At 69.3% G+C, this 23,329-nt stretch carries 21 protein-coding genes, 2 tRNA genes and 1 pseudogene; 15 read left to right on the top strand and 9 right to left on the bottom strand.

Annotated features, from left to right (window positions below; all coding sequences use genetic code 11):
- The first annotated feature begins 7 nt into the window (after positions 1-7).
- The 3 genes from BLQ91_RS42865 (at position 8) to BLQ91_RS25035 (ending at position 2,980) form a co-directional block, all read left to right on the top strand.
- Complete coding sequence (locus BLQ91_RS42865) at positions 8-319, top strand: hypothetical protein (RefSeq protein ID WP_245733794.1); 312 nt, start codon at positions 8-10, stop codon at positions 317-319.
- On the top strand, positions 238-1,203 hold the full coding sequence (locus BLQ91_RS25040) for an acyltransferase family protein (RefSeq protein ID WP_342670666.1): 966 nt from the start codon (positions 238-240) through the stop codon (positions 1,201-1,203). The genes BLQ91_RS42865 and BLQ91_RS25040 overlap by 82 nt, the downstream gene beginning before the upstream one ends.
- A gap of 178 nt (positions 1,204-1,381) precedes the next feature.
- Positions 1,382-2,980, top strand: coding sequence for a glycoside hydrolase family 64 protein (locus BLQ91_RS25035; RefSeq protein ID WP_090100318.1), 1,599 nt, complete (start codon positions 1,382-1,384; stop codon positions 2,978-2,980).
- A 58-nt stretch (positions 2,981-3,038) separates the two neighbouring features.
- On the opposite strand, the gene pip is transcribed toward BLQ91_RS25035, so the two are convergent.
- Positions 3,039-4,010, bottom strand: coding sequence for a prolyl aminopeptidase (pip, locus tag BLQ91_RS25030; protein ID WP_090100316.1), 972 nt, complete (start codon positions 4,008-4,010; stop codon positions 3,039-3,041).
- 685 nt (positions 4,011-4,695) lie between these two features.
- Positions 4,696-4,850 (bottom strand): annotated as a pseudogene (locus tag BLQ91_RS40465) (IS5/IS1182 family transposase); the annotation flags it as partial.
- Between the two features lie 457 nt (positions 4,851-5,307).
- Between BLQ91_RS40465 and BLQ91_RS25020 the strand changes: the two are divergent.
- From BLQ91_RS25020 to BLQ91_RS24985, 9 genes are all read left to right on the top strand, one after another.
- Positions 5,308-6,291 (top strand): ParB/RepB/Spo0J family partition protein, encoded by a 984-nt coding sequence (locus BLQ91_RS25020; protein WP_245733793.1) that lies wholly within the window; start codon positions 5,308-5,310, stop codon positions 6,289-6,291.
- Positions 6,292-6,323: 32 nt separating this feature from the next.
- Positions 6,324-6,866 (top strand): GtrA family protein, encoded by a 543-nt coding sequence (locus BLQ91_RS25015; protein WP_090100390.1) that lies wholly within the window; start codon positions 6,324-6,326, stop codon positions 6,864-6,866.
- 112 nt (positions 6,867-6,978) lie between these two features.
- Positions 6,979-7,101 (top strand): lasso RiPP family leader peptide-containing protein, encoded by a 123-nt coding sequence (locus BLQ91_RS40460; protein ID WP_143022795.1) that lies wholly within the window; start codon positions 6,979-6,981, stop codon positions 7,099-7,101.
- A 10-nt stretch (positions 7,102-7,111) separates the two neighbouring features.
- Complete coding sequence (locus tag BLQ91_RS25010; protein ID WP_143022794.1) at positions 7,112-8,923, top strand: asparagine synthase-related protein; 1,812 nt, start codon at positions 7,112-7,114, stop codon at positions 8,921-8,923.
- A complete protein-coding gene (locus BLQ91_RS25005; protein WP_090100307.1) occupies positions 8,923-9,348 on the top strand; it encodes a lasso peptide biosynthesis B2 protein in 426 nt (141 codons plus the stop codon). The genes BLQ91_RS25010 and BLQ91_RS25005 overlap by 1 nt, the downstream gene beginning before the upstream one ends.
- Entirely contained in the window at positions 9,345-9,602 is a 258-nt protein-coding gene (locus tag BLQ91_RS25000) for a lasso peptide biosynthesis PqqD family chaperone (protein ID WP_090100305.1), read from the top strand. The genes BLQ91_RS25005 and BLQ91_RS25000 overlap by 4 nt, the downstream gene beginning before the upstream one ends.
- Before the next feature lie 22 nt (positions 9,603-9,624).
- On the top strand, positions 9,625-11,361 hold the full coding sequence (locus BLQ91_RS24995; RefSeq protein WP_090100303.1) for a tryptophan halogenase family protein: 1,737 nt from the start codon (positions 9,625-9,627) through the stop codon (positions 11,359-11,361).
- A gap of 35 nt (positions 11,362-11,396) precedes the next feature.
- A complete protein-coding gene (locus tag BLQ91_RS24990; protein ID WP_090100388.1) occupies positions 11,397-11,855 on the top strand; it encodes a flavin reductase family protein in 459 nt (152 codons plus the stop codon).
- Complete coding sequence (locus BLQ91_RS24985; protein WP_090100301.1) at positions 11,852-13,054, top strand: cation:proton antiporter domain-containing protein; 1,203 nt, start codon at positions 11,852-11,854, stop codon at positions 13,052-13,054. Before BLQ91_RS24990 ends, BLQ91_RS24985 begins: the two co-directional genes overlap by 4 nt.
- A gap of 313 nt (positions 13,055-13,367) precedes the next feature.
- Here BLQ91_RS24985 and BLQ91_RS24980 read toward each other — a convergent pair.
- A tRNA-Lys gene (locus BLQ91_RS24980) sits at positions 13,368-13,441 on the bottom strand.
- 260 nt (positions 13,442-13,701) lie between these two features.
- Here BLQ91_RS24980 and BLQ91_RS24975 point away from each other — a divergent pair.
- The gene (locus tag BLQ91_RS24975) at positions 13,702-14,859 is read left to right on the top strand and encodes a L,D-transpeptidase (protein ID WP_245733792.1); all 1,158 of its coding nucleotides are present in this window, start codon (positions 13,702-13,704) and stop codon (positions 14,857-14,859) included.
- A gap of 4 nt (positions 14,860-14,863) precedes the next feature.
- Here BLQ91_RS24975 and BLQ91_RS24970 read toward each other — a convergent pair whose 3' ends face one another.
- From BLQ91_RS24970 to orn, 3 genes are all read right to left on the bottom strand, one after another.
- A complete protein-coding gene (locus tag BLQ91_RS24970) occupies positions 14,864-16,489 on the bottom strand; it encodes an ABC-F family ATP-binding cassette domain-containing protein (RefSeq protein ID WP_090100297.1) in 1,626 nt (541 codons plus the stop codon).
- 127 nt (positions 16,490-16,616) lie between these two features.
- A tRNA-His gene (locus tag BLQ91_RS24965) sits at positions 16,617-16,689 on the bottom strand.
- A gap of 65 nt (positions 16,690-16,754) precedes the next feature.
- Entirely contained in the window at positions 16,755-17,360 is a 606-nt protein-coding gene (gene orn / locus BLQ91_RS24960; protein ID WP_090100295.1) for an oligoribonuclease, read from the bottom strand.
- 72 nt (positions 17,361-17,432) lie between these two features.
- Here orn and BLQ91_RS24955 point away from each other — a divergent pair, with 72 nt between their 5' ends.
- The gene (locus tag BLQ91_RS24955) at positions 17,433-18,950 is read left to right on the top strand and encodes a helicase HerA-like domain-containing protein (RefSeq protein ID WP_090100292.1); all 1,518 of its coding nucleotides are present in this window, start codon (positions 17,433-17,435) and stop codon (positions 18,948-18,950) included.
- On the opposite strand, the gene BLQ91_RS24950 is transcribed toward BLQ91_RS24955, so the two are convergent.
- Positions 18,882-20,147 (bottom strand): MFS transporter, encoded by a 1,266-nt coding sequence (locus BLQ91_RS24950; RefSeq protein ID WP_245733791.1) that lies wholly within the window; start codon positions 20,145-20,147, stop codon positions 18,882-18,884. The two genes, BLQ91_RS24955 and BLQ91_RS24950, sit on opposite strands and share 69 nt — an antisense overlap.
- Before the next feature lie 71 nt (positions 20,148-20,218).
- Between BLQ91_RS24950 and BLQ91_RS24945 the strand changes: the two genes are divergently transcribed.
- A complete protein-coding gene (locus tag BLQ91_RS24945) occupies positions 20,219-21,154 on the top strand; it encodes a GlxA family transcriptional regulator (protein WP_090100289.1) in 936 nt (311 codons plus the stop codon).
- Here BLQ91_RS24945 and BLQ91_RS24940 read toward each other — a convergent pair.
- Both BLQ91_RS24940 and BLQ91_RS24935 read right to left on the bottom strand, forming a co-directional pair.
- Positions 21,127-22,731, bottom strand: coding sequence for a PH domain-containing protein (locus tag BLQ91_RS24940; protein ID WP_245733790.1), 1,605 nt, complete (start codon positions 22,729-22,731; stop codon positions 21,127-21,129). The two genes, BLQ91_RS24945 and BLQ91_RS24940, sit on opposite strands and share 28 nt — an antisense overlap.
- The gene (locus BLQ91_RS24935; protein WP_090100382.1) at positions 22,728-23,153 is read right to left on the bottom strand and encodes a PH domain-containing protein; all 426 of its coding nucleotides are present in this window, start codon (positions 23,151-23,153) and stop codon (positions 22,728-22,730) included. Before BLQ91_RS24935 ends, BLQ91_RS24940 begins: the two co-directional genes overlap by 4 nt.
- Positions 23,154-23,329 lie beyond the last annotated feature (176 nt).

Genomic DNA, 23,329 nt, shown 5'->3' with positions numbered 1-23,329 from the left:
GGACGGGGTGCTGAGGCGGGCGGACAGCTCGCTCACCGAGGGGAAGCGCTATGCGAAGATCGAGACGGGTTTCGCCTGGCTGCGCCTGGTAGGCGCCGTGCTGGTCGTGGTCGAGCACAGCTTCCCGCTGATCGACCCCAGCCGCATCGGCATGTTCCCGAAGAGCTGGAACCTCTCGCCGGGCTACTTCGCGCTGATGGCGTTCTTCGCCATGAGCGGCTACCAGATCGCCGACAGCTGGCACCGCGACCGTCGTGGTGGCGCTACCTGCTCAAGCGGGCCCTGCGCATCTGGCCGCCCCTGCTCGTGGTCGTCATGATCACCGCGTTCGTCATCGGCCCGCTCGTCACCGTGGTCAGCCAGGCCGAGTACTGGCACGACCACCGGACGTGGGGCTACGTCGTCAACAACGCGGGCCTCTACACGCTCCAGCACAAGCTCCCCGGCGTCTTCGCCGAGAACCCGTACCCGTTCTCCGCCAACGGTTCCATCTGGACCCTGCCGATGGAGACCACCGGCTACCTGATCGTCCTCGCCGCCGGCGTCCTCGGAGCACTGGGCAGGTTCCGCCTGGCCCTCTTCCCCCTGCTGGCCGCGTTCTTGGTCTTGGACGGCTTCGGCCAGGCCCGCGTCGGCGACAACGGCGACTTCGGCGGCTTCCTGAGCGTCCCGCTCGCCCCCCTGGTCGCGTACATGGTGCCGTTCGTGCTCGGCATGATCTTCTTCGTCCACCGCGAAAGCCTCCCGTTCAAACCCCGGGTGGCCCTCGCCCTCCTCGTCCTGTACCTGGTCGTCAACTTCCTCCCGCCCGTCGAACCGGCCGCCCGCTACGTGCTGCCCCTGGCCGCCGGCTACGGCGCGGTCACGTGGGCGCACCACTGGCCGCGGCGGCTGGGCGGGTACGACGAGTGGGTCTACGGCAGCTACGGCCTCTACATCTGGGGCATGCCGCTGCAGCAGCTCGTGGTCCTCGCCGGGGTGCGCGACCCGTGGCTGCTGATGGCGCTGGCGGTGCCGTTGTCCTACGTGGCCGGGCTGTTGTCGTGGCGGCTGGTGGAGAAGCCGACGCAGCAGTTGCGCCGTTATCTGCGGCCTCCTGCCGGGTCTCGGCCTCCGGCAGGGCCTTCGACGGTGGGGGTGGGCCGGATTCCGCAGCAGCGGTTCCGGTTCAGCGGTGACTTGAGGGACAACGGAGTTCGCTGAACCGGGTCGACATCGGACTCGTCGTGTCCACAAACCGGTATTGACAGGGCTCCTGTCTGCGATCAACCATGGAAGCGCTCTCATAACCGGTCTGGACCAGTTCTCGGAGCGGAGGCCGCCGACTGCCCTGAAGCCGGTCGGTGGCCTGCGAACGGAGCACCCCTGCACAAGGAGTCAGATGCGTACTCGAACGAAGTGGTGGAGCACGCTCGCCGCACTGGCGGTCACCGCGTCGGCCGCGGCCGTCGCGATCCCATCGGCACAGGCGATCGGCCCCGACCTGCTGCCGCTCAACGTCACCAACAACAGCGGCCGGTCCGAGGCCGTGCACCTGTACGTCCTGGGCACCGACATCCGCAACGGACGCCTCGGGTACGTCAACCAGGCGGGCACGTTCACCCCGTGGTCGCCTGGTGGCAACCCGCCCACGCCCGCGCCGGACGTGTCGATCGCCGGACCCGGCCAAGGCGGTACCGCCACGTTGCGCGTGCCGCGGTTCATCTCCGGCCGCGTCTACATGTCGTTCGGCGAGAAGCTGAAGTTCTTCCTGACGCCCGACGGACTGGTGCAGCCGGCGCCGTGGGCGTCCGGCGACCCGAACAGCGGCATCCTGTTCGACTGGAGCGAGTTCACCTACAACGACGCCGGGTTGTGGCTCAACAGCTCGCAGGTGGACATGTTCGCGGTGCCGCACGCGGTGACCGTGACGGGTGCCGGTGGTGCCACGAAGAAGACCGGTGAGCTCAAGTCCGGCGGGCGTGACGCCGTCATCAACGGCATCCGCAACCAGGCGGGCTGGTCCGGGTCGATCATGTCGCGTTCGGACGGCACGGTGCTGCGGGTTCTCGCGCCGGGCAAGGCGGCCGACGTCGGCAACTTCGACCGCAACTACCTCGACCCGTACATCACCCAGGCGTGGAACGCTTACACGGGCAAGACGCTGACCGTGCAACCGTTCGGCGACCGTCCGGACGTGAAGTACTTCGGCCGCACCTCCGGCAACACCATGAACTTCACGAACTCCGCCGGACAGCAGGTCGCGTCGTTCGCGAAGCCGTCCACGTCGAACGTGTGGGGCTGCGACGGTGCCCTGCACGCGCCCAACGACCAGGTGGTCGGCCCGATCGCGCGCACCCTGTGCGCCGCGCTGCACCGCTCCACGCTCGGCCGCATCGACGTCCAGCCCGGTGGCGGCCCCGCGGACTTCTACCAGGGCGCGATCACCAACCACTACTCGCGGCTGGTGCACCAGAACATGGTGGACGGCAAGGCCTACGGGTTCGCGTTCGACGACGTGCAGGCGCAGGAGTCGCTGGTGCACGACGGCGACCCGCGCTCGGCCGGCATCATCCTCACGCCGTTCAGCGGCGGCTCCACGCCTCCGCCCGCCAGCAGCACCAGCAGCGTCGTGAACGATTGGAACGGCAAGTGCATCGACGTGCCGAACTGGAACTTCGCCGACGGCCAGCGCCTCGTCGTGTGGAACTGCACGGGTGGCACGAACCAGCGGTTCGAGTTCGTCGGCGGCACGCTGCGCACCGAGAACAATAAGTGCGTTGACGTGGCTTGGGGTTCGACGGCCAACGGCGCGGCCGTGCAGCTCGCGACCTGCTCCGGCAACCCCGCCCAGCAGTTCGTGCTGTCCGGTGCGGGTGACCTGGTGAACCCGCAGGCGAACAAGTGCGTGGACATCGCCGAGTGGAACCCGAACAACGACGCGGTCCTGCACATGTGGGACTGCGTCGGCGGCGCCAACCAGAAGTGGCACCGCGGCTGAGAAGACCGAACACGTGACGCCGGGGTGCCTGTGCACCCCGGCGTCACTCGTTCTCAGGTCACCGGCAGCGGGCGAAGCGGTCGGTCGCGGCGACGATGGCCGCGGTCATGCTGCCGCCGCCGTGCCCGGTGTCGTCGAGGACCACGAGCTCGCTCGCCGGCCACGCCCGGTGCAACGCCCAGGCCGTGCCGAGCGGACCGCTGACGTCGTAACGCCCGTGGATCAGCACGGCCGGAATCCCGTGCAGGCGCCCGATGTCGCGCAACAGCTGCCCCTCCTCCAGGAAGCAGCCGTGGGACCAGTAGTGGGTCACGAGACGGGCGAACGCCAGCTGGAACGCCGGGTTCTCCACCGACAACGAGGGCGCGGCGTCGGGAGCCAGCGACATGTGCGTGTCCTCCCAGCCACACCACTCGTGCGCAGCCTTGGCACGAACCTCGGGATCGGGATCGTGCAGCAGCCGGCTGTAGGCGGCCGCCAGGTCGCCATCGCGTTCATCAACGGGCACACCGTCGCGGAACCGCTCCCACTCGCGCGGGAAGACGCGCCCCATGTCCCGCGTGATCCAGTCGGTGTCACGGCGATCGCCGTCGGTCACGGCCGCGAGCACCATCTCGGTCACCCGCTCCGGAAACGCCTCCGCGTAGGCAAGAGCGAGCGTGACGCCCCACGACCCGCCCTGCACGAGCCAGCGCTCGATTCCCAAGTGGACCCGCAACGCCTCGATGTCGGCGACGAGGTGCCGCGTCGTGTTCGCGGACAGGTCGACGACGGGCTCGGTCGCCGAAGGCGTGCTGCGCCCGGAGTTGCGCTGGTCGAACTGGACCACGCGGTACCGCTCCGGGTCGAACAACCCGCGCTTGCCCGGCGAGCTCCCCGCACCGGGACCGCCGTGCAGCACCACGGCAGGCTTGCCGCCGGGGTTGCCCGACACCTCCCAGTACAGCGAGTGCCCGTCACCGACGTCCAGCATTCCCGACTCGTGCGGCTCGCTCAGCGGATAACGCGCGTCGGCAGATGTGCTCCCCATCGGGACATGATCGCGCAACGGTCACCGACGGCAACGCCAACAAGAGAATGTCCGGAAGAGCAGAGAAACAGGCCGAGACGAATCTCGACCTGCTTCTCTGGAGTACGCCGCCAGGACTCGAACCCCGCATCCACTGATCAAGAGTCCTCGGGTGGGCCTCGGCAGTGGTGTCGGGTGATGCCGGTGAGTACCGTTTCCGCACGTCAATCCGGGATGCGTCGGGTGTTCCTGTCGCGTTGTACCGCCCCGTGTCGTCGCAGGTCGGGGATCTCGGGCGCGGCTCGGGCTCCTCGGGAGCACCGCTTCTGGATCCTTGACGACGTCGAGCGGGCGGTCACGGTGATCCGCCCGGAGCATCACGAGCGGGCCGTCACCGTTGCACAGCACACCGACCACGCCGGTGCCGCCTACCTCCGTGGTGACTTCGAAACCCGACGACCGCAACGCGTCTGCCAGCACGCCAGCGGTGCGGAACTTCCGCATCGACAGCTCGGGGCGGCGGTGCAGGTCGGTCATGACCTGCACCTGAACAGTCGGAGCGAGGAATGCAAAGCCGGGTCACGGATCGACGTCATCGGGTGGCCGGAGATTCGTTCCGGTGCAATGATCTGCCGCCACACATCTGTTTTTCTCTAAGTGCTGCCGGATACCAAGACTCTTCTCCGCCAAGGTGAATTGAGCCTTTTCATCCTGCGGTGGCCTCGTGGTTCTGCAGGACGTGAATGGCTTTGGCCAGTCAGTCGGCGAGGCGGGGCAGCAGCGGAGGACATGCCAGGTCTTGAGCTGGGCGCGGGCGCGCTCGCCGGGGCCGCGCAGGCGGGCGTGGGCTCGGTTGGCGCACGGCGAGCAGTTCGGCGGTCGCGTTGGCATATCGCCAGCAGGTGGTGGCCGAAACCCCGAGTTCGGCACCGACCTCGGTCAGCGGTTCGCTCTCGCACAGGTGAACCAGCACGAGCCTGCGCCACCGCGATTCCGGCGGTGGATGAGGATCAGGCCGGACACGAACCCCAGTGTGGTCGATGGCTCTGCTGCCAGGGCTTCGCCATGCCCAGGGACCGACACGCCGCGACCGCGCCAACCGGTCACAATCGCGAACCCCTGCCCGCCAACGCATTCAAACCAGGATGAAAAGGCTCACCGATTGAGCTTTCTCCAGGTAAAGAGCAGGTTGACCCCGGAGCCGTCCCGGTGTTTAAGACAGGTTGACAGCCCAACAGGCACCAGTATGGTCGGAAGCGAGTGCCTGTGATGATGGCAGGTAGCTGGTCACGGGCCCGTGCAACCTGGGGGGTGCCGCGTGAACGCGCGCTCGGTCGAATCTGTTCACTCCGATAAATCTTCGGCAAAGGGTCAGGAATCGCGCGATCCGGACGCCGGATTCGTGCTGGTCACGCTGCTCATTGATGAACTGCTGCCCGCCGACTCTCCCCGCTCCGCCGGGGAAAACAAGGAGCACGTCAGGGTTCTCGCGGAATCGGAAGGCGAGCTGCCGCCGATCGTCGTGCATCGGAAGACCATGAAGGTGATCGACGGCGCACATCGCCTGCGCGCGGCCGAGATGCGTGGGGAACGCACGATTCGGGCGCGACTGTTCGACGGATCCGAGGTCGACGCGTTCGTGCTGGCGGTCGAGGCGAACACCACGCACGGTCTGCCGTTGTCACGTGCGGACCGCGCCGCCGCCGCCGCGCGGATCATCGGGTCGCACCCGGAGTGGTCGGACCGGGCCATCGCGCGGGTCGCCGGTATCGCCGCGCGCACGGTCGGCGTGATCCGGCGGCGCGCAACCGGCGGACATTGCCAGTTGCGCACGCGGATCGGGCAGGACGGGCGGGCGCGCCCGCTCAGCACCGCGGACGGGCGCAGGCTCGCGGCCGACCTGATCGAGTCGAACCCCGGCAGTTCGTTGCGGCAGATCGCCGCCGCGACGGGCATTTCCGCCGGAACCGTGCGTGACGTCCGCGACCGGGTCGAGCGTGGTGAGGACCCGGTGCCCGGGCGGGTGCGGAGAGGCGAGGAACGGGCGGTCGGCGTCGCACTCAGGGCGGGTGACCCGAGGTCGATCGTGCGGGATCTGAAGAGGGACCCGGCGCTGCGGTTCAGCGAGACGGGCAGGTCGTTGCTGCGGCTGCTCGACGCGCACGCGCCGATGGTGGAGGACCGGGAAGGCCTCGCGACGAACGTGCCGGCGCACGCCGCGGGCATGGTCGCGGAGTTGGCGCGCGGTTATGCCGGAATTTGGCAGAAGTTCGCGCACGAGCTCGAGCAGGGCGGTAAATGATTTGGTCCAGGTAGCTGCGATAGACTGTGCAGATGCCGTTCGTTCGCAGGGTTTTGTCCGTTTTGCCGGCGCCGGTGCGAGCGAACGCGCTCAAGCATCGTGAAGCGCTGAAGTTCCTGTTCGTCGGTGGCACGTGCTTCCTCGTCACGTCGGCGCTGAATTACACGTTGAAGTTCACCGTGCTGAAGGCGAAGCCCGTCACCGCGCTCGTCGTCGCCACCATCGTGGCGACGATCGTGTCGTACGTTCTCAACCGCGAGTGGTCTTTCAGTACCCGCGGCGGGCGCGAACGGCACCACGAAGCGGCGTTGTTCTTCCTGATCAGCGGCATCGGCGTGGCTCTGAACTCGTTGCCGTACGTGATCTCGCGCTACGTCCTGCACCTGCAGGTGCCGCAGGTGAGCCTGCTCGTGCAGGAGACCGCGGACTTCGTGAGCGGGATGATCATCGGCACGCTGATCGCGATGGTGTTTCGGTTCTGGGCGTTCCGCCGCTGGGTCTTCCCGACCGAGGGCGAGCGCAAACCGAAAGCGTCCAAAAAGCGGCACGATTCCGGTTTTGACCAGGCTGCCTGATTGGTTCGTGCAATCTCGGTGTAATCCGTTGGCGCTCTGGAAGTCGCTTGCTAGGTTCGATTCTGCCGGGGAAATCCATTCCCGGAATTGTCGAACTGGTGGGAGACACGCCATGGAAGAAATCAAGCCGGGTGGGTACGAACAGCCGCTGATGGTCGAGATCGGTGACTTCGCCGACCTCACCAACGGCATCGGCAGCCAGAACCCGTGGGACACCGCTTGGCTGTGGGACTGAGGATCCGTTAGTGCCTCAGCCTCACGCTGACGGCGGCGAGAGCGCGTTCGTCGTCCTGCCGGACGACGACGGCGTTCTCGCCGCTCGTACCCATCGCCACGGGGCGGAGGTGCTGGTCACCCATCCGTCCGGTCGCCCGCTGGTCGTGGGCGTCCTCTGCGACGACGACCTCCGGACGTTCCGGAGCCGGCACGGCGTCGTCGCACTGATCGGCTTCTGCCCGCTCGCCGAAGCACGGCTCGAGGCATTGCTGCGCGATGTCACGGACGTGCGGCAGCTCGACCGCGTCGTCTCGGCGTTGCCCGGCAGTCACCACGTGGTGGCCTCGCTGGGAGGCCGGATCCGCGCACAGGGCACGATCTCCAACACTCGGCGGATGTTCACCGGCGGCGGTGTCGCCGCGAACCGGGCGGATCTCGTCGCCGAGATCGCCGCCGCGGAACTGGACGAGGAGTCCGCCGCCCTGCGGTTGCTGTTCCCGTCGATTCCGCATCCGCTCACCTCGTCCACGATGTGGCGCGGGGTCACCGCGGTCGCCCCCGGCCACTACGCCGCGCCGGGCGGCACACCGGACGTCGTGCGCTGGTGGGTGCCGCCGACCCCGAGCCTCACCCTGGCAGAGGGCGCGGACCGGTTGCGGGACGCGCTCGTCGAAGCCGTCGGCGACAGTGCCCGGTCGCGGCCGACGATCAGCTGCGACCTGTCCGGGGGCATGGACTCCACGCCCGTCGGGTTCCTCGCCTGGCAGCACAACCCGGAGTTGCTCGCGGTCACCATGACGGGGCTGACGAGTGAGGACGACGACACCGCGATCGCCGTCGCCGCCGCGGCGCGAATGCCGCGGGCGGAACACCTGCTCATGCCCGCGAGCGACCTGCCATTGCCGTTCGAGGGACTCTTCGACCCGCTGCAACCGCACGACGAACCGTTCCTCGGCCTGCAGGGAGCGCGGTTCACGGAAATCGCCCGGCGGGTGCGGGCCCGTGGCTCCACGCTCCACTTCACCGGCCACGGCGGGGACGAGGTGCTGTCCGCGCCGCCGAACTACGTGCACGGCCTGGCACGGCGCGATCCGTTGCTCGCACTCGACCACGTGCGTGGCCACCGCGGGTTGAAGCGGTGGTCGGTGAGCCAGACCTGGCAGGCGTTGCGGGACAGGCAGTCCTACCGGGACTGGCTCGCGCAGGGCGCACGGCAGGTCGCGTCGCCGTTGCCCGGTGCCCGGCTGCCCCCTGCGAGCTGGAACCACCCGCTGCGGTTGCCGCCGTGGCTCACCGAGGCGGGCGCCCGGCTCGTCGTGGACGCGCTCGACAGAGCCGCCGTGGACGCGGAACCGTTGGCGGACAACAGGAGCGAGCACCTCGCCCTGGAGCAGGTCAGGGCGTCCGGGCGGATCGCCCGGCTCATCGGGCAGCTCACCGCGACCCAGGGGGTGCGGACGGCAGCACCGTTCCTGGACGACCGGGTCGTCGAGGCGTGCCTGTCCGTGCTCCCGCACGAGCGCAGCACTCCCTGGGCGTTCAAACCGCTGCTGACCGCCGCGCTGCGCGATGTCGTGCCCGCCGGGATCGTGCGGCGCTCGACCAAGAACGACATGTCCGAGGACGTGCACTCGGGGCTGCGCGCACAACGGTCGAGGCTCGCCGCGTTGTGCGACGACCTGCTGCTCGCCGACCTCGGCCTGGTCGACGCGGAGGCACTGCGCCTCGCCGTCCTCGGGCCGCCCCCGCCGGGACCGGCGCTGCCGATCATGGTGATGACGTTCAACTGCGAGACCTGGCTACGTGGCGCGTCCGCCGTCGCGATGAGGAGTGCGAGCTGATGAAAGCCAAAGCGACGGCCCTCACCCGCCCCGCGGCCGGCACGATCCGAGGTGTTCCCGCATCGGCCGCGGTGCTCGTGGCACGAGTGCTCGGGACCAGGTCACCACAACGCATCCGCCGAGTGCTCACCGCCGTGTCGAAAGGCGCCCGGCCCGCGACGTACGAGGAGGCAGCGGCGGCCCACCGAGCGGTCCTCGCCAGCAGCGTGATGGTCGCGGGTGACGGGTGTCTGCCGAGGTCGATCGCGGTCGCGTTGCTGTGCCGGCTGCGAGGCCGTTGGCCGATGTGGCACGTGGGCGCGCAGATCCACCCGTTCCGCGCGCACGCCTGGGTGGAGGCCGAGGGCAGGGCGGTGGGGGAGACCGGCGACATGAGCCGGTGGAAGTCGTTGATCACGGTTGGACCAAGGGGAGGTTCGCGATGACGTTGCGCCCACGCACACAGGTGTCGATGACGCGCGCCGAGGACGGCATGGTCGTGCTGGACGAACGGACCGGCCGCTACTGGCAGCTCAACTCGACCGCTGCGTACGTCCTGGAACGGTTGACGGCTGGGGACACCGCAGACCAGATCGCGGAACGCATCGCGGCGAGCGCGGGCGTCGACGTCGCCGACGTGCGGTCCGACGTCGACGTGTTCGTCGGCCACCTGCGTTCCGCTGACCTCATTGCCGGCTGACGAGTTCCTGGGGGAACCACTCATGAAGATGAACGCTGGACGGCCATCGGCACTCGACGAGCTGGTGCAGACCTTCTCCGACGACGAGTCAGCGGCGGTGCGCGAGTGGCTCGGCGGCGCCGCCGACGCGCCTCAGTTGCCAGGAATCTCGTTGCGCAGCAACCACGAACCGCTGGTGGAGATGCTGCCGAGGCCCGCGGTGGACGACCAGAAGGCGATCCGCAGGGTCGCCGTCGTCGGTGGCGGCACAGCCGGTTACCTGACGGCCATCGCGTTGCGCACCAAGAGGCCGTGGCTCGAGGTGTCGCTGATCGAGTCCCCGTCGATCCCGATCATCGGCGTCGGCGAGGCCACCGTTCCCGGCATCGTGATCTTCCTGCACCACTACCTCGGCATCGACGTCGAGGACTTCTACCGGCAGGTGCGACCGACCTGGAAGCAGGGCATCCGCTTCGAGTGGGGCCCGCGGCCGGACGGGTTCATGGCGCCGTTCGACTGGGACAGCAACTCGATCGGCACGGCGGGCGCGGTCGACGCCGGCGGCGGCATCGACGGGTACACGCTGCAGTCGTTGCTGATGAGCGCGGAGCGCGCGCCGGTGTTCGACGTGGGTGACCGGCACCTGTCGCTGATGAAGTACCTGCCGTTCGCCTACCACCTCGACAACGCCCGTTTCGTGAGCTACCTCGCCGACATCGCCAAGCAGCGCGGCGTCCAGCACGTCGAGGCGAAGATCGAGGACGTGGCGCTCAGCGGTGACGACTGGGTGGACCACCTGCACACCACCGACGGCCGCAAGCTCTCCTACGACTTCTACGTCGACTGCTCGGGATTCCGCTCGATGCTGCTGGGCAAGGCCTTCCGCACGCCGTTCCACAGCTACGCGAGCAGCCTCTTCACCGACTCCGCCGTGACCGGCAACGTCGGCCACGGCGGGAACCTGAAGCCGTACACCAGCGCCATCACGATGAACTCCGGCTGGTGCTGGGACATCCCCACGCCGCAGGACGACCACCTCGGCTACGTCTACTCGTCGAACGCGATCTCCGACGACCAGGCCGCCGCGGAACTCGCTGCGCGCTTTCCCGGCGTCAGCGAACCGCGGTTCGTCCGGTTCCGCGTCGGCCGTCACGAGAAAGCTTGGCGCGGCAACGTGATGGCGATCGGCAACTCCTACGCGTTCGTCGAACCGCTGGAGTCGACCGGCATCCTGATGATCACGTCGAGCGTCCAGGCGCTGGTGGCCTCGCTGCCCGGCTCGTGGGCGGACCCGCAGTGCCGCGACATGGTCAACGTGGGCCTCGCGAACAGGTGGGACGCGCTGCGGTGGTTCCTGTCCATCCACTACCGGTTCAACACCAGGCGCGACACGCCGTTCTGGCGGGAAGTGCGCGCGAACACCGACATCTCCGGCGCACAGCCGATGCTGGACATGTACGCGACCGGCGCACCGCTGCGCTACCGCAACCCGCTGCTGCGGACTTTCGTGCAGGGCAACGCACCTACGTTCTACGGACTCGCCGGAGTGGAGACGATCCTGCTCGGCCAGCAGGTTCCGACGAGGCTGCTGCACCGAGCTGAGCCGCCGGCGCGGTGGCAGGCCCGCAGGAACGCGGCGGACGCCTTCGTCCGGCGCGCGCTGCCACAGCTCGAGGCGCTCTCGCGGTTCCACGACGACCCGGCGCTGAACCAGCAGCTGCTCTTCGACGCGGACAGCTGGGCGAGTCCGCTGCGCGCCGAGCCGATCGGGATGCTGTGACGACCGACGCGCTCCGGTTGGGATTCCGTTCGTTCATGGCCGGTTTCCCGACCGGGGTCGCGATCATCACCACCGTCGACACCGACGGCACGCCGCGCGGGATGACGTGCTCGTCGCTGTGCAGCGTCACGCTCGCCCCACCGACGCTGCTGGCCTGCCTGCGCACCGGCAGCCCGACCCTGGCCGCGGTCCTGCGCCGAGGCGTCTTCGCCGTCAACCTGGTGCACGGCGAGGCGAGAGCCACCGCGGAACTGTTCGCCTCCGGTGCGCAGGACCGCTTCGCCCGCGTGCGCTGGCAGGCAGAGACCGGCGGCCCGCACCTGCCGGACGACGCGCACGCGGTCGCGGACTGCGCGGTGCGACGAGCCGAACCGGTGGGGGACCACCACGTGGTGTTCGGCGAGGTGCTGCGGATCGCGGGAAGCGAGGCGACCGACCCGTTGCTCTACGGGATGCGCCGGTACGCCAGGCTGCCGACCGAGGTGGGCTCGTGACAGCGGCACAGCTCACCGTCCTGCTGGCTGACCTGGCCCTGATCGTCGTGCTGGCACGGCTTTTCGGCCGCCTGGCCCGGTCCTGCGGCCAGCCACCGGTCATCGGCGAGATAGTCGCGGGCGTGCTGCTGGGCCCGTCGTTGTTCAACGGCGCCATCTCGAACACCGTGTTCCCCGCAGACGTGCGCCCGTCCCTGAGCGCGCTCGCCAACGTCGGCCTCGCCGTGTTCATGTTCGTGGTGGGCCTGGAGCTCCCGCGAAACCTGTTGCGCGGCAGAGGATCCCTGGCGGTCACCGTCTCGTTCTCCTCGATCGCACTGCCGTTCGGCCTCGGCACGGTGCTCGCGCTGCACCTCCTGACCACACACCCGGCCGAGAACCGCCTGGGGTTCGTGCTGTTCCTGGGCGCGGCGATGGCGGTGACCGCCTTCCCGGTGCTGGCACGGCTGCTCGCCGACCTCCGCCTGACCGGCACGCCACTGGGAGGCCTGGCGCTCACGTGCGCCGCGGTGGACGACGTGGCGGCGTGGTCACTGCTGGCCGTGGTCGCGGCCGTGAGCGACGCGGGCGGCCCAGACCAGTGGCGCCTGCTCTTCTTGCTGCCCTACCTGGCGGTGATGCGGTGGATCGTCACCCCGATGCTGCGACGCCTCACCGGCGACCTGACAGTGCCAGGCCTGGCCGGCCTGCTGATGTCCGCCGCGGCGACCGAGTGGATGGGCCTGCACTTCATCTTCGGCGCCTTCCTGTTCGGCGTGGTGATGCCCGGGGAGGGCACGGCCGCGCTGCTGGACCGCCTGGGACAACTGAGCTCGATCCTGCTGCTGCCGGTGTTCTTCGTGGTGGCGGGCCTGCAGGTGAACCTGACGTCGATCGGCTGGTCCGGCTTCGGCGAGCTGGGCCTGATCCTGCTGGTGGCCATCGGCGGCAAGTTCGCGGGCGGCTACCTCGCGGCCCGCGCCGGAGGCGTGCCTCCCAGGTCGTCGGCCGCGCTGGGACTGCTGCTCAACACTCGAGGGCTCACCGAACTCGTCATCCTCTCTGTCGGCATGAGCCTCGGGGTGCTCGACCAGAGCCTGTATTCGTCGATGGTGGTGATGGCGCTGGTGACGACGGCGATGGCCGGTCCGTTGCTGAGGCTGCTGCTGCGTGGCGACGCCGCAGGGCTGGCGGACGTCCAGCGCGCCAAGGTGCCCTGATCCTCGCCAAGCCACACATGCACCCTGTCTGTGCACGGGATTCGTGCCCGCCGGTCGGTACGAAGAATGTGGCGATGACGCCGCTCTTCAGCCCTGGACCATCTCGCGCACGGTGCTCATCGCGCCCGCGGGAGCGGTGGATCACTTCCACGCGGCGAAGATCCTGTTGGCACGCCTGCGGGCACAACTCGGGGACCATTACCCAGCGGCACTCGCCGCGTTCGGCGAAGATCTCGCCGCTCCTGTGTGCTCGGATCATTACCCGAAAAGCAGAGAAGCAGGCCGAGACGAATCTCGACCTGCTTCTCTGGAGTACGCCGCCAGGGACTCGAACCCCGGACCCGCTGATTAAGAGTCAGCTGCTCTAACCAACTGAGCTAGCGGCGCTTGTTTGTGTGCCGGAGCCTTGCTCATTCCGACGTGAGGAACGTTAGCACAGCGTCTCCGCGCGTTCCCAATCGCCTGGTCAGCGCCCATTCGATGGCGCATCGGCCGCGTAACGATCCGGCCACTCGCGCAACTTCCGTGCATCTCGTGCCGTCACCTGATCGGGGGACGCCACAACGCTACGTGCAGGCAGTCTCGGGAGCCGCGACAAGCAGATCGGAAGTGCGTCGATGGGGATGTGGGGCAGGCGCGGTCGAGGGGTGATCACGGCGGGAATCGCTGTGGTGCTGATCGCAGGCTGTTCAGGGGGTGGCGCGAGCCCGAGCGGGGGTGGGGGCGAGTCGTCGAGTGCTCCGCCGCCTCCGCCGAAGCCCGTCACGCTGACGCTCGCGCTGAACAACGGCGCGGCGGACGTGTCGCCCGGTCTGCCGGTCATCGCCACGGCGGCGGACGGGAAGCTCAGCGACGTCAAGCTGACGAACGCCGAGGGCAAGGTCGTCGAGGGGAAGATGAACCCCGAGTCGACGCAGTGGACCAACACCGAGCCGCTCGGGTACTCGAAGACGTACAAGCTCGTCGCCACGGCGACCGGTGAGGACGGCAAGGCGCAGACCAAGGAGTCGACCTTCACCACGGTGAAGCCGCGCACGCTCACGTACGTGTCGACCAATCCCCAGGACGGCACCACCATCGGTGTCGGGCAGCCGCTGGCCTTCTACTTCGACGAGCCGGTGGCCGACAAGGTCGCGGCCGAGAAGATGCTGGAGATCACGACCGAGCCCAAGGTCGAGGGCGCCTTCTACTGGTTCAACAAGAAGGAGGTGCACTGGCGCCCGGAGAAGTTCTGGAAGCCGGGCACCAAGATCACCATGCACGTGAAGGTCTACGGCAAGCACGTCGGCGACGGCATCTACGGCCAGGAGGACCGCGTCATCACCACGACGGTGGGCGACGAGGTCATCCACTACGCCGACGGCCAGACCCACCAGGTGACGACCAAGGTCAACGGTCAGGTCGTGCGGACCATGCCGACGTCCATGGGCAAGCCGGCCGACGCGACGCCCACCGGCACGTACGTGCTGATGGAGAAGCACAGCCACATGATCATGGACTCGACGACGTACGGCCTGGCGCTCGAGAACGGCGGCTACCGGACGCCGGTCGACTGGGCGTACCGCATGTCCAACAGCGGCATCTTCTTCCACAGCGCGCCGTGGTCCATCGGCGACCAGGGGCACCGCAACGTGAGCCACGGCTGCCTCAACCTCTCGCCCGAGAACGCCAAGTGGGTCTACGACGCGAGCAAGCAGGGTGACGTGGTGATCGTCACGAACTCCGGTGGCCCGCCCCTGGAGTCGTGGGACGGCTTCGGCGACTGGCAGGTCCCGTGGGCCACCTGGGTCCAGGGCAACCGCTGACGCTTCAGGACACCGCCACCTGACCGCCCGACACGGTCAGGTGGCGGTTGACCCGCACCGCCTCGAGCATCCGCCGGTCGTGCGTCACGAGGAGCAACGTGCCGGCGTAGTGCTCCAGCGCGGACTCCAGCTGCTCGATCGCGGGCAGGTCGAGGTGGTTCGTCGGCTCGTCGAGCACCAGCAGGTTGACGCCGCGTCCCTGCAGCAGGGCCAGTGCGGCCCGCGTCCGTTCGCCCGGTGAGAGCGACGCCGCCGGGCGCGTCACGTGGGCTGCCCTGAGGCCGAACTTCGCCAGCAACGTGCGCACGTCGGCAGGGGTCATCTCCGGCACGGCCTCCTCGAAGGCGTCCACCAGCGGCAGGTCGCCCAGGAACAACCCGCGTGCCTGGTCGACCTCGCCGACCACGACGCCGGACCCCAGCGTCGCGTAGCCCGACGACAGTTCCGCCCTGCCGAGCAGCGCCGCGAGCAGCGTCGACTTGCCCGCGCCGTTCGCGCCGGTGATCGCGACCCGGTCCGCCCAGTCGACCTGCAGGTCCACCGGGCCGAGCGTGAACGACCCCCGCGTCACCACGGCCGCCCGCAGGGACGCCACCACGGAACCCGACCGCGGTGCCGCGGCGATCTCCATCCGCAGCTCCCACTCCTTGCGGGGTTCCTCGACGACGTCGAGCCGTTCGATCATGCGGTCGGTCTGGCGGGCCTTGGAGGCCTGCTTCTCGGTGGCGTCGGCACGGAACTTGCGGGCGTTCTTGTCGTTGTCGCCCGCCTTGCGGCGTGCGTTCTTCACGCCCTTCTCCATCCACGCGCGCTGCATGCGCGCACGGGCCTCCAGCGACGCCTTGGTGTCGGCGAACTCGTCGTAGTCGTCCCGGGCGTGCTGACGCGACCGTGCGCGCTCTTCGAGGTACGACTCGTAGCCGCCGCCGTACAGGCGCACGGCGTTCTGGTGCAGGTCGAGCTCCAGCACGCTCGTCACCGTGCGCGCGAGGAACTCGCGGTCGTGCGACACCAGCACCGTGCCGGCGCGCAGGCCCGTGACGAACTTCTCCAGCCGTTCCAGGCCGTCGAGGTCCAGGTCGTTGGTCGGTTCGTCGAGCAGGAAGATGTCGTAGCGGCTCAGCAGCAACGAGGCCATGCCCGCCCGCGCCGCCTGGCCACCGGACAGCGAGGTCATCAACGCGTCGAGGCCCACGGTCAGCCCCAGGTCGGCCACGACCTCCAGTGAGCGTTCCTCCAGGTCGGCACCGCCCAGCGCGAGCCACTGGTCCAGCGCGTCCGAGTACCCCTCGTCGTTGCCGGCGGTCAGCGCCTCGGTGGCCTCGTCCAGCGCGGCCTGGGCCTGCGCGACGCCCGTCCGGCGCGCCAGGAACCCGCGGACGGTCTCGCCCTCGCGGCGGTCGGGCTCCTGCGACAGGTGCCCGATGTTGGCCGAGGGCGGGTTCAGCGACACGCGGCCCGACTCGGCGGGGATCAGCCCGGCCAGGGTCTTCAGCAGCGTCGACTTGCCCGCGCCGTTCACGCCGACCAGGCCGATCACGTCGCCGGGAGCGACCACGAGGTCCAGGTCGGAGAAGAGGACGCGATCACCGTGACCGGCGGCGAGGTCCTTGGCGACGAGCGTGGTCATGAGGGTGCGCTCCGACAGATGGGGGTCCGGGGGTCGCCCCGGCTGGGGTCTGGGGGCTCGGCCCCCGGGAAATACGACGAAGCCGGGTTATGTTCGCGCTTTCTGCGAACATAACCCGGCTTATCCGGGTGAGTGACGGGACTTGAACCCGCGACACCTGGGATCACAACCCAGTGCTCTACCGACTGAGCTACACCCACCATCACCGGTCCGTGACCGGCGAGGAAAGCATAGCAACGAGAGCTGCTGATGTTGAAATCGGGGGTCAGTCGGCGTTCTTCAGCAGGTCAGCGGCCACGGCCTGGGCCTGCTCGGTCGTCGGGCCGGGCTGCGGCACGAACGCCGTCCGCCGGTAGTAGGCGAGCTCCCGGATCGACTCGACGATGTCCGCGAGCGCCCGGTGCGCGAGGCCCTTGCCCGGCTGCGCGTAGTAGATGCGCGGGTACCAGCGCCGGCACAGCTCCTTGATCGACGACACGTCGACCATCCGGTAGTGCAGGTGGGCGTCCAGCGCCGGCATGTCGCGGGCGATGAACCCTCGGTCGGTGGCGATGGAGTTGCCGGCCAGGGGAGCGGTCCGGGGGTCCGGCACCCACTCCTTGATGTAGGCGAGCACGGCCGCCTCGGCCTCTTCCAACGAGACCGCGGAGGCGCGCACCTCCTCGGTCAGGCCCGACTTGGCGTGCATCTGCACGACGACTTCCGGCATCGAGGCGAGCACTTCGTCGGAGGCGTGGATCACGATGTCCACACCGTCGCCGAGCACGTTGAGCTCGGCGTCCGTGACCAGTGCCGCGATCTCGATCAGAGCGTCCTTGCCCAAGTCGAGTCCGGTCATCTCGCAGTCGATCCACACCAGACGATCCATCACGCCCGGAACATTACTGCGCGGAGCGTCAACTTCGAGTGGCGGCGTGCGGCAACCTGGTTACGCTCCCCGTGCATGACGGCTCAAGCGGAGATCGCCGCCGGGTACGCGTCGGAGAGCGCGACCATCGAGCTCGGCGCGGTGCTGGTCGACGGGACCGTGGAGCCGACGGCCCACGTCCGGATCCCGTTGTCCATGGTCAACCGCCACGGACTCGTCGCGGGGGCAACGGGCACGGGCAAGACGAAGACCCTCCAGCTGCTCGCCGAGCAGCTGTCGGCCCACGGCGTGCCGGTGCTGATGGCGGACGTGAAGGGCGACCTGTCCGGTCTGTCGCGGCAGGGTGCGGCGAGTGACCGCACCACTGCCCGCGCGCAGGACACCGGCGACGACTGGCAGCCGCAGTCGTTCCCCGTGCAGTTCCTCTCGATCGGCGCGGGCGGCATCGGTGTGCCCCTGAGGGCGACGGTCACGAGCTTCGGGCCGATCCTGCTGTCGAAGGTGCTCGGACTGAACGACACCCAGGAGTCGACGCTCGGCCTGATCTTCCACTGGGCCGACTCGAAGGGGCTGCCGCTGCTCGACACCAAGGACCTGCGCAGCGTCATCCAGCACCTCACCGGCGACGAGGGCAAGGCCGACCTCAAGGGCGTCGGCGGTGTCTCCAGCGCCACGGCGGGCGTGATCCTGCGGGCACTGGTCAACCTGGAGGCGCAGGGCGGCGACCGGTTCTTCGGCGAACCGGAGCTCGACCCGGCCGACCTGATGCGCGAACGCGACGGCAAGGGCGTCATCAGCCTGCTCGAACTGGCCGAGCTGCAGGGCAACCCGGCGTTGTTCTCCACGTTCCTGATGTGGCTGCTGGCGGAGCTGTTCGAGACGCTGCCGGAGGAAGGCGACGTCGAGAAGCCCAAGCTCGTCTTCTTCTTCGACGAGGCGCACCTGCTGTTCTCGAACGCCTCCAAGGCGTTCCTCGACCAGATCGCCCAGACCGTGAAGCTGATCCGGTCCAAGGGCATCGGTGTGTTCTTCTGCACGCAGCTGCCGACGGACATCCCGAACGAGGTGCTGTCGCAGCTCGGCACGCGGGTCCAGCACGCTCTGCGCGCGTTCACGCCGGACGACCAGAAGGCGTTGGCGCGCACGGTGAAGACGTACCCGACGACGCCGCACTACGACCTGGAGAAGTCGCTCACGTCGCTCGGCATCGGCGAGGCGGTCATCACCGTGCTGAGCGAGAAGGGCGCGCCGACGCCGGTCGCGTGGACCCGGTTGCGGGCGCCGCGTTCGCTGATGGACACCATCGGCAACGACGCGATCAAGCAGGCGACCGGGGCGTCGGACCTGCACGGCAAGTACTCGGAGTCCGTCGACCGCGAGTCGGCCTACGAGCAGCTGATGCGGAAGGTCGCGCCACCGCAACAGCAAGAGCGGCAACGAGCCCCGGAACCCCAGCGGCAGGAGGAGGAACCGGGACTCGTCGAGAAGGTGCTCGGCAACAGCGCCGTGAAGTCGTTCCTGCGGTCAGCGGGCAGCGCCCTGGCGCGCGAGATCACGCGGGGCGTCTTCGGCACCTCGCGCAAGCGACGCTGAGAGCACCGCGGCTCCGATGCAGAGCCCGCCCGCGACGTACCAGGCCAGGTCGTAGCTGCCCAGGTGGTCGCGGGTGAGCCCGGCGGCGGACGCGGCCAGCGCGGCACCGAGCTGGTGCGAGGCGAAGACCCAGCCGAACACGACGGGACCGGACATCCCGAAGTACTGGCGGCACAACGCCACGGTCGGCGGCACCGTCGCGACCCAGTCCAGGCCGTAGAAGATGATGAACACCAGCATCGACGGGTGCGCCGACTCGCTGAACAGCTGCGGCAGGACCATCAACGACAGGCCGCGCAACGCGTAGTAGGCCGCCAGCAGCATCCGCGAGTCGACCTTGTCGGTCAGCCACCCGGACACGATCGTGCCCACGATGTCGAACACGCCGACCAGCGCCAGCAGTCCGGCGGCGGTCGTCGTCGGCATGCCGTGGTCGTGCGCGGCGGGGATGAAGTGCGTGCCCACCAGGCCGTTCGTCGAGGCCCCGCAGATCGCGAAACCACCGGCCAGCAACCAGAACGGCCGGGTGCGGGCGGCCTGCAGCAGCCCGCCGACCGCGCGGCGGGCGGCGCCACCGGCCGGCGGCGGGGGAGTGTCCTCGGAGGCGCCGAGCGGCAGCAGCCCCACGTCGCGCGGGTACTCGCGCAGGAAGAACGCCGCCAGCGGCACCACGGCGAGCGCGGCGATGCAGACCACCAGCGACGCGGGCCGCCAGCCGTAGCTCTCGGACAGCCACGCCACGGTCGGCAGGAACACCAGCTGCCCGGCCGCGCCACCCGCCGTCAGCACGCCCGTGACCAGGCCGCGGTGCCGCACGAACCAGCGTCCGGTGATCGTCGCGACGAACGCCAGCGCCATCGACCCGGTGCCGAGACCCACCACGACACCCCACAGCAGCACCAGCTGCCAGGCCGCGGTCATGAACACCGTCAGCCCGCTGCCGAGCGCGACCGTCGTCAGCGCGCAGGTGACGACGACGCGGACGCCGAACCTGTCCATCAGCGCGGCCGCGAAGGGCGCGGTCAGCCCGTACAGCAACAGGTTGATCGAGACGGCCAGCGAGATCGTGCTGGTGCTCCAGCCGAACTCCGCCCGCAACGGCTCGATCAACGCACTCGGCGCCGCGCGGAACGACGCCGCGCCCACCAGGGCGATGAAGGACACACCCGCGACAACCCAGGCCCAATGCAGTCTCACGCCGACAAGGTTCGGTGAACGCCGACGGTGCAACCAGTGGCCCGATGGCCATCATGTGAAAGAATCAGGCCATGCACCGGATCGCCGTTCTCGCGCTCGAGCAGTCGGTGGCGTTCGACATCGGCAGCGCGACGCACATGTTCGCCCGGCTCGAGGACCGCTACGAGGTGGTCGTCTGCTCGCCGGACCGCCGCCCCGTCCCCACCACCGGCGGCTTCACCATCGCGCCCGAGCACGGGCTGGAGGTGCTGCGGGACGCCGACACGGTGCTCGTCCCGGGCACGCACTACCGGCCGGCCAGGGAAGGCCGGCTCGAACCCGAGGTGCTGGAGGCGCTGACGACGACGAACGCGCGCCGGATCATGTCGATCTGCACCGGTGCGTTCGTGCTCGCCGCCGCCGGGCTGCTCGACGGCAGGCCCGCGACCACGCACTGGAAGACCACCGACGAGTTCCGCGCGCTGTACCCGCAGGTGCGGCTGAACCCGGACGTGCTGTTCATCGACGACGGCGACGTCCTCACCTCGGCGGGCGTCGCCGCGGGCATCGACCTCTGCCTGCACGTCATCAGGTCCGACCACGGCAGCGAGGTGGCGAACTGGATCGCCCGCTACTGCGTCGTCCCGGCGTGGCGGCAGGGCGGTCAGTCGCAGTTCGTCGACCGCCCGGTGCCGAGCTACCCGGACACCTCCACGGCGCTCGCCCGCGAGTGGGCCCTGGAACGCCTCCAGGAGCCCCTCGACCTCGCCGCGATGGCCGCGCAGGCGCGGATGAGCGTGCGCACGTTCACCCGGCGGTTCCGCGCCGAGACGGGCATGTCACCGGGCCAGTGGCTGGCGCAGCAGCGCGTCGACCGGGCCCGGCACCTGCTGGAGTCCACGGACCTGCCGATCGACCAGGTCGCGAACCACGCCGGCTTCGGCACCGGCGCGGCGTTGCGGCAGCAGATGGCGGCGATGATCGGGATCTCGCCGAGCGCCTACCGCCAGACGTTCCGGTCGGCCTGACCGTCCCCAGCGGACTCATCCACAGCGGACTCATCCCCAGCGGACTCGTCGGCAGCGGACTTATCGACCAGGAACGGCCTCAGCAGCTCCGGCACGGCCTCGTCGGCGAGCGCCAGGCCGTCGGACTCGCCGACGTCCGTCACGTGGTAGATCCCCGCGCCCGCCGCCGTGGTCGCGCCGATCGTCATCAACCCGCTGCGGCGCTGGAAGAACGACCGCCGGATGCGCCAGCCGATGATGCCGGTGCGCTGCAGCGCGACGGTGCTGCGCACCAGGGAGTTGTTGCGCGTCACCAGGTAGCGCTCGTCGAGGGCGTTGCCGAGCGAGCGGTAGTTGTCCCAGCCGATCAGCGCGGCGAACGGGATGACCGCCGCCGGGATCGGCCACGCCCAGGACGGTGCCCAGATCGCGAGGCCCGCGGCGATGACGGCCCACGGCACCACGTGCCGGAAGACGCTGCGGCGCAACGCCGCGATCGGGTGCTTGCGCAGCCGCAGCGTCGTGGGGTCGCTGCCGACCTTGAGCACGTCCCGCGAGACCTGGTGCGCCACGGACAGCGGCGCGGGCGGCAACAGCAGGTTGCTCTCGCCCTTGGAGCCGAGACCCGTCGTCACCGCGGCGAGCTTCGCGCCCTTGCCCGCGCGCACCAGCAGCGGTTCCTGGATGTCGACGCCGCGCAGCCGTTGCTCCTCCACCGAGACCGACCGCGTGGTCAGCAGACCCCGTTGCACGCGCAGGGTCCCGTCCGGTTCGCGGGTCAGCCGGTAGTTCCAGAACTGCAGGACGTAGAGCGGGATGGACAGCACCAGGCCGACCACGACGAGCGCGACCAGGAACCCGGCGAACAGCGTGAGGCTCGGGTGCTCGAACAGCCACTCCCAGAGGTCCTGCACGGGGTGCAGGCCGAGGTCGTCGGCGTAGTTCGACAGCACGCCGAACACGGCGCCGATCGCGACGAGACCGGACAGCGACAGCGGCGCGAACTTCAGCCACTTCAGGTCGAGCCGCGAGATGACCTCGGACTCCGGCAGCGCGACCGGTTCGGCACCGGCCTCCTCGGGCGAGGCGACCCCAGGCGCGACTCCCTTCCGCAGCAACAACACCCGCAGCCGCTCGGCCTCCTGCTGCGTCACGGCGTCGAGCGTGAGGCCGTCCGTTCCCGGCACGTCCTGCTGCCCGGTGCCGATCCGCACCGCCGAGAGGCCGAAGATCCGGTGGCCCGGCTTGGAGGTGAGGTCGACCGTCCTGATGCGATCACGCGGCACCGCGAGCTGCTTGCGCGTCAACAGACCCGTGTGCAGCTCGACCTGGTCGTCGGTGATGCGGTACTTCGTGGTGCGCCAGATGAGGTAGCTGAACGCGAGGATCGCGGCGACCGTCACGCCGCTCGCGATGAGCCGCCACTTCTCGCCGTTGCCGGTGAACAGCAGCACGAGGATCGGCACCAGCATCGCGACGCCCTCGTTGAGCGGCCGCACGACCAGCATCCGCACGTGCAGGCGGTGCCACTCCTGCAGCGGCTCGGTGATCTCCGGTGCGGCGGGCAGTCCGGCCGGCACCTCCGCCGGGGTGCTCACGTGGCATCACCCGGCGTCGCCTGCGTGGTGTTCGTCAGCTCGACGACGAGCCTCTGCGCGAGCTCGTGCTCCAGCCCTTCGATCTCCACGGGGCCCGCGGCCGACGCGGTCGTCACCGTGACCGTCGACAGGCCGAGCAGCTGCTGGAACGGCCCGCGCTTGGTGTCGATCGTCTGGATCCGCGACACCGGGGCGACCCGCCACTCCTGGTTCAGCCAGCCCGAGAGCGTGTAGACGGCGTCCGGCGTCGTCTCCCAGCGGTGGACGCGGTAGCGCCAGCTCGGTTCGACGGCGGTGTGGACGACGCCGACGACCGCGGTGGCGACCAGCACCCACAGCTCCCACGCCGGCGGCTCGTCCACCAGCAGGAACACGACCAGCTGGGGCACGAACAGCACGAGCCAGAACACGGCGGCCTGCATCGTCCACAGCAGGACGGACTTCGGGCTCACCTGGTGACGAGGCGTGCGCAGTTGCGGAGTCACCTCTCAAGGGTGCCTCAACGGCTCCGGGCGGTGTGGCCAGGTGTGTCAATTGGTGTGCCGGTGGCCGGGCGGTCCTGCTTGCGAGGGAGGCAGGACCACCGCGGCCGGGCCGG

Source organism: Lentzea jiangxiensis (assembly GCF_900104175.1).
GTDB lineage: Bacteria > Actinomycetota > Actinomycetes > Mycobacteriales > Pseudonocardiaceae > Lentzea > Lentzea jiangxiensis.
This window is presented reverse-complemented; position numbering and strand designations above follow the sequence as displayed.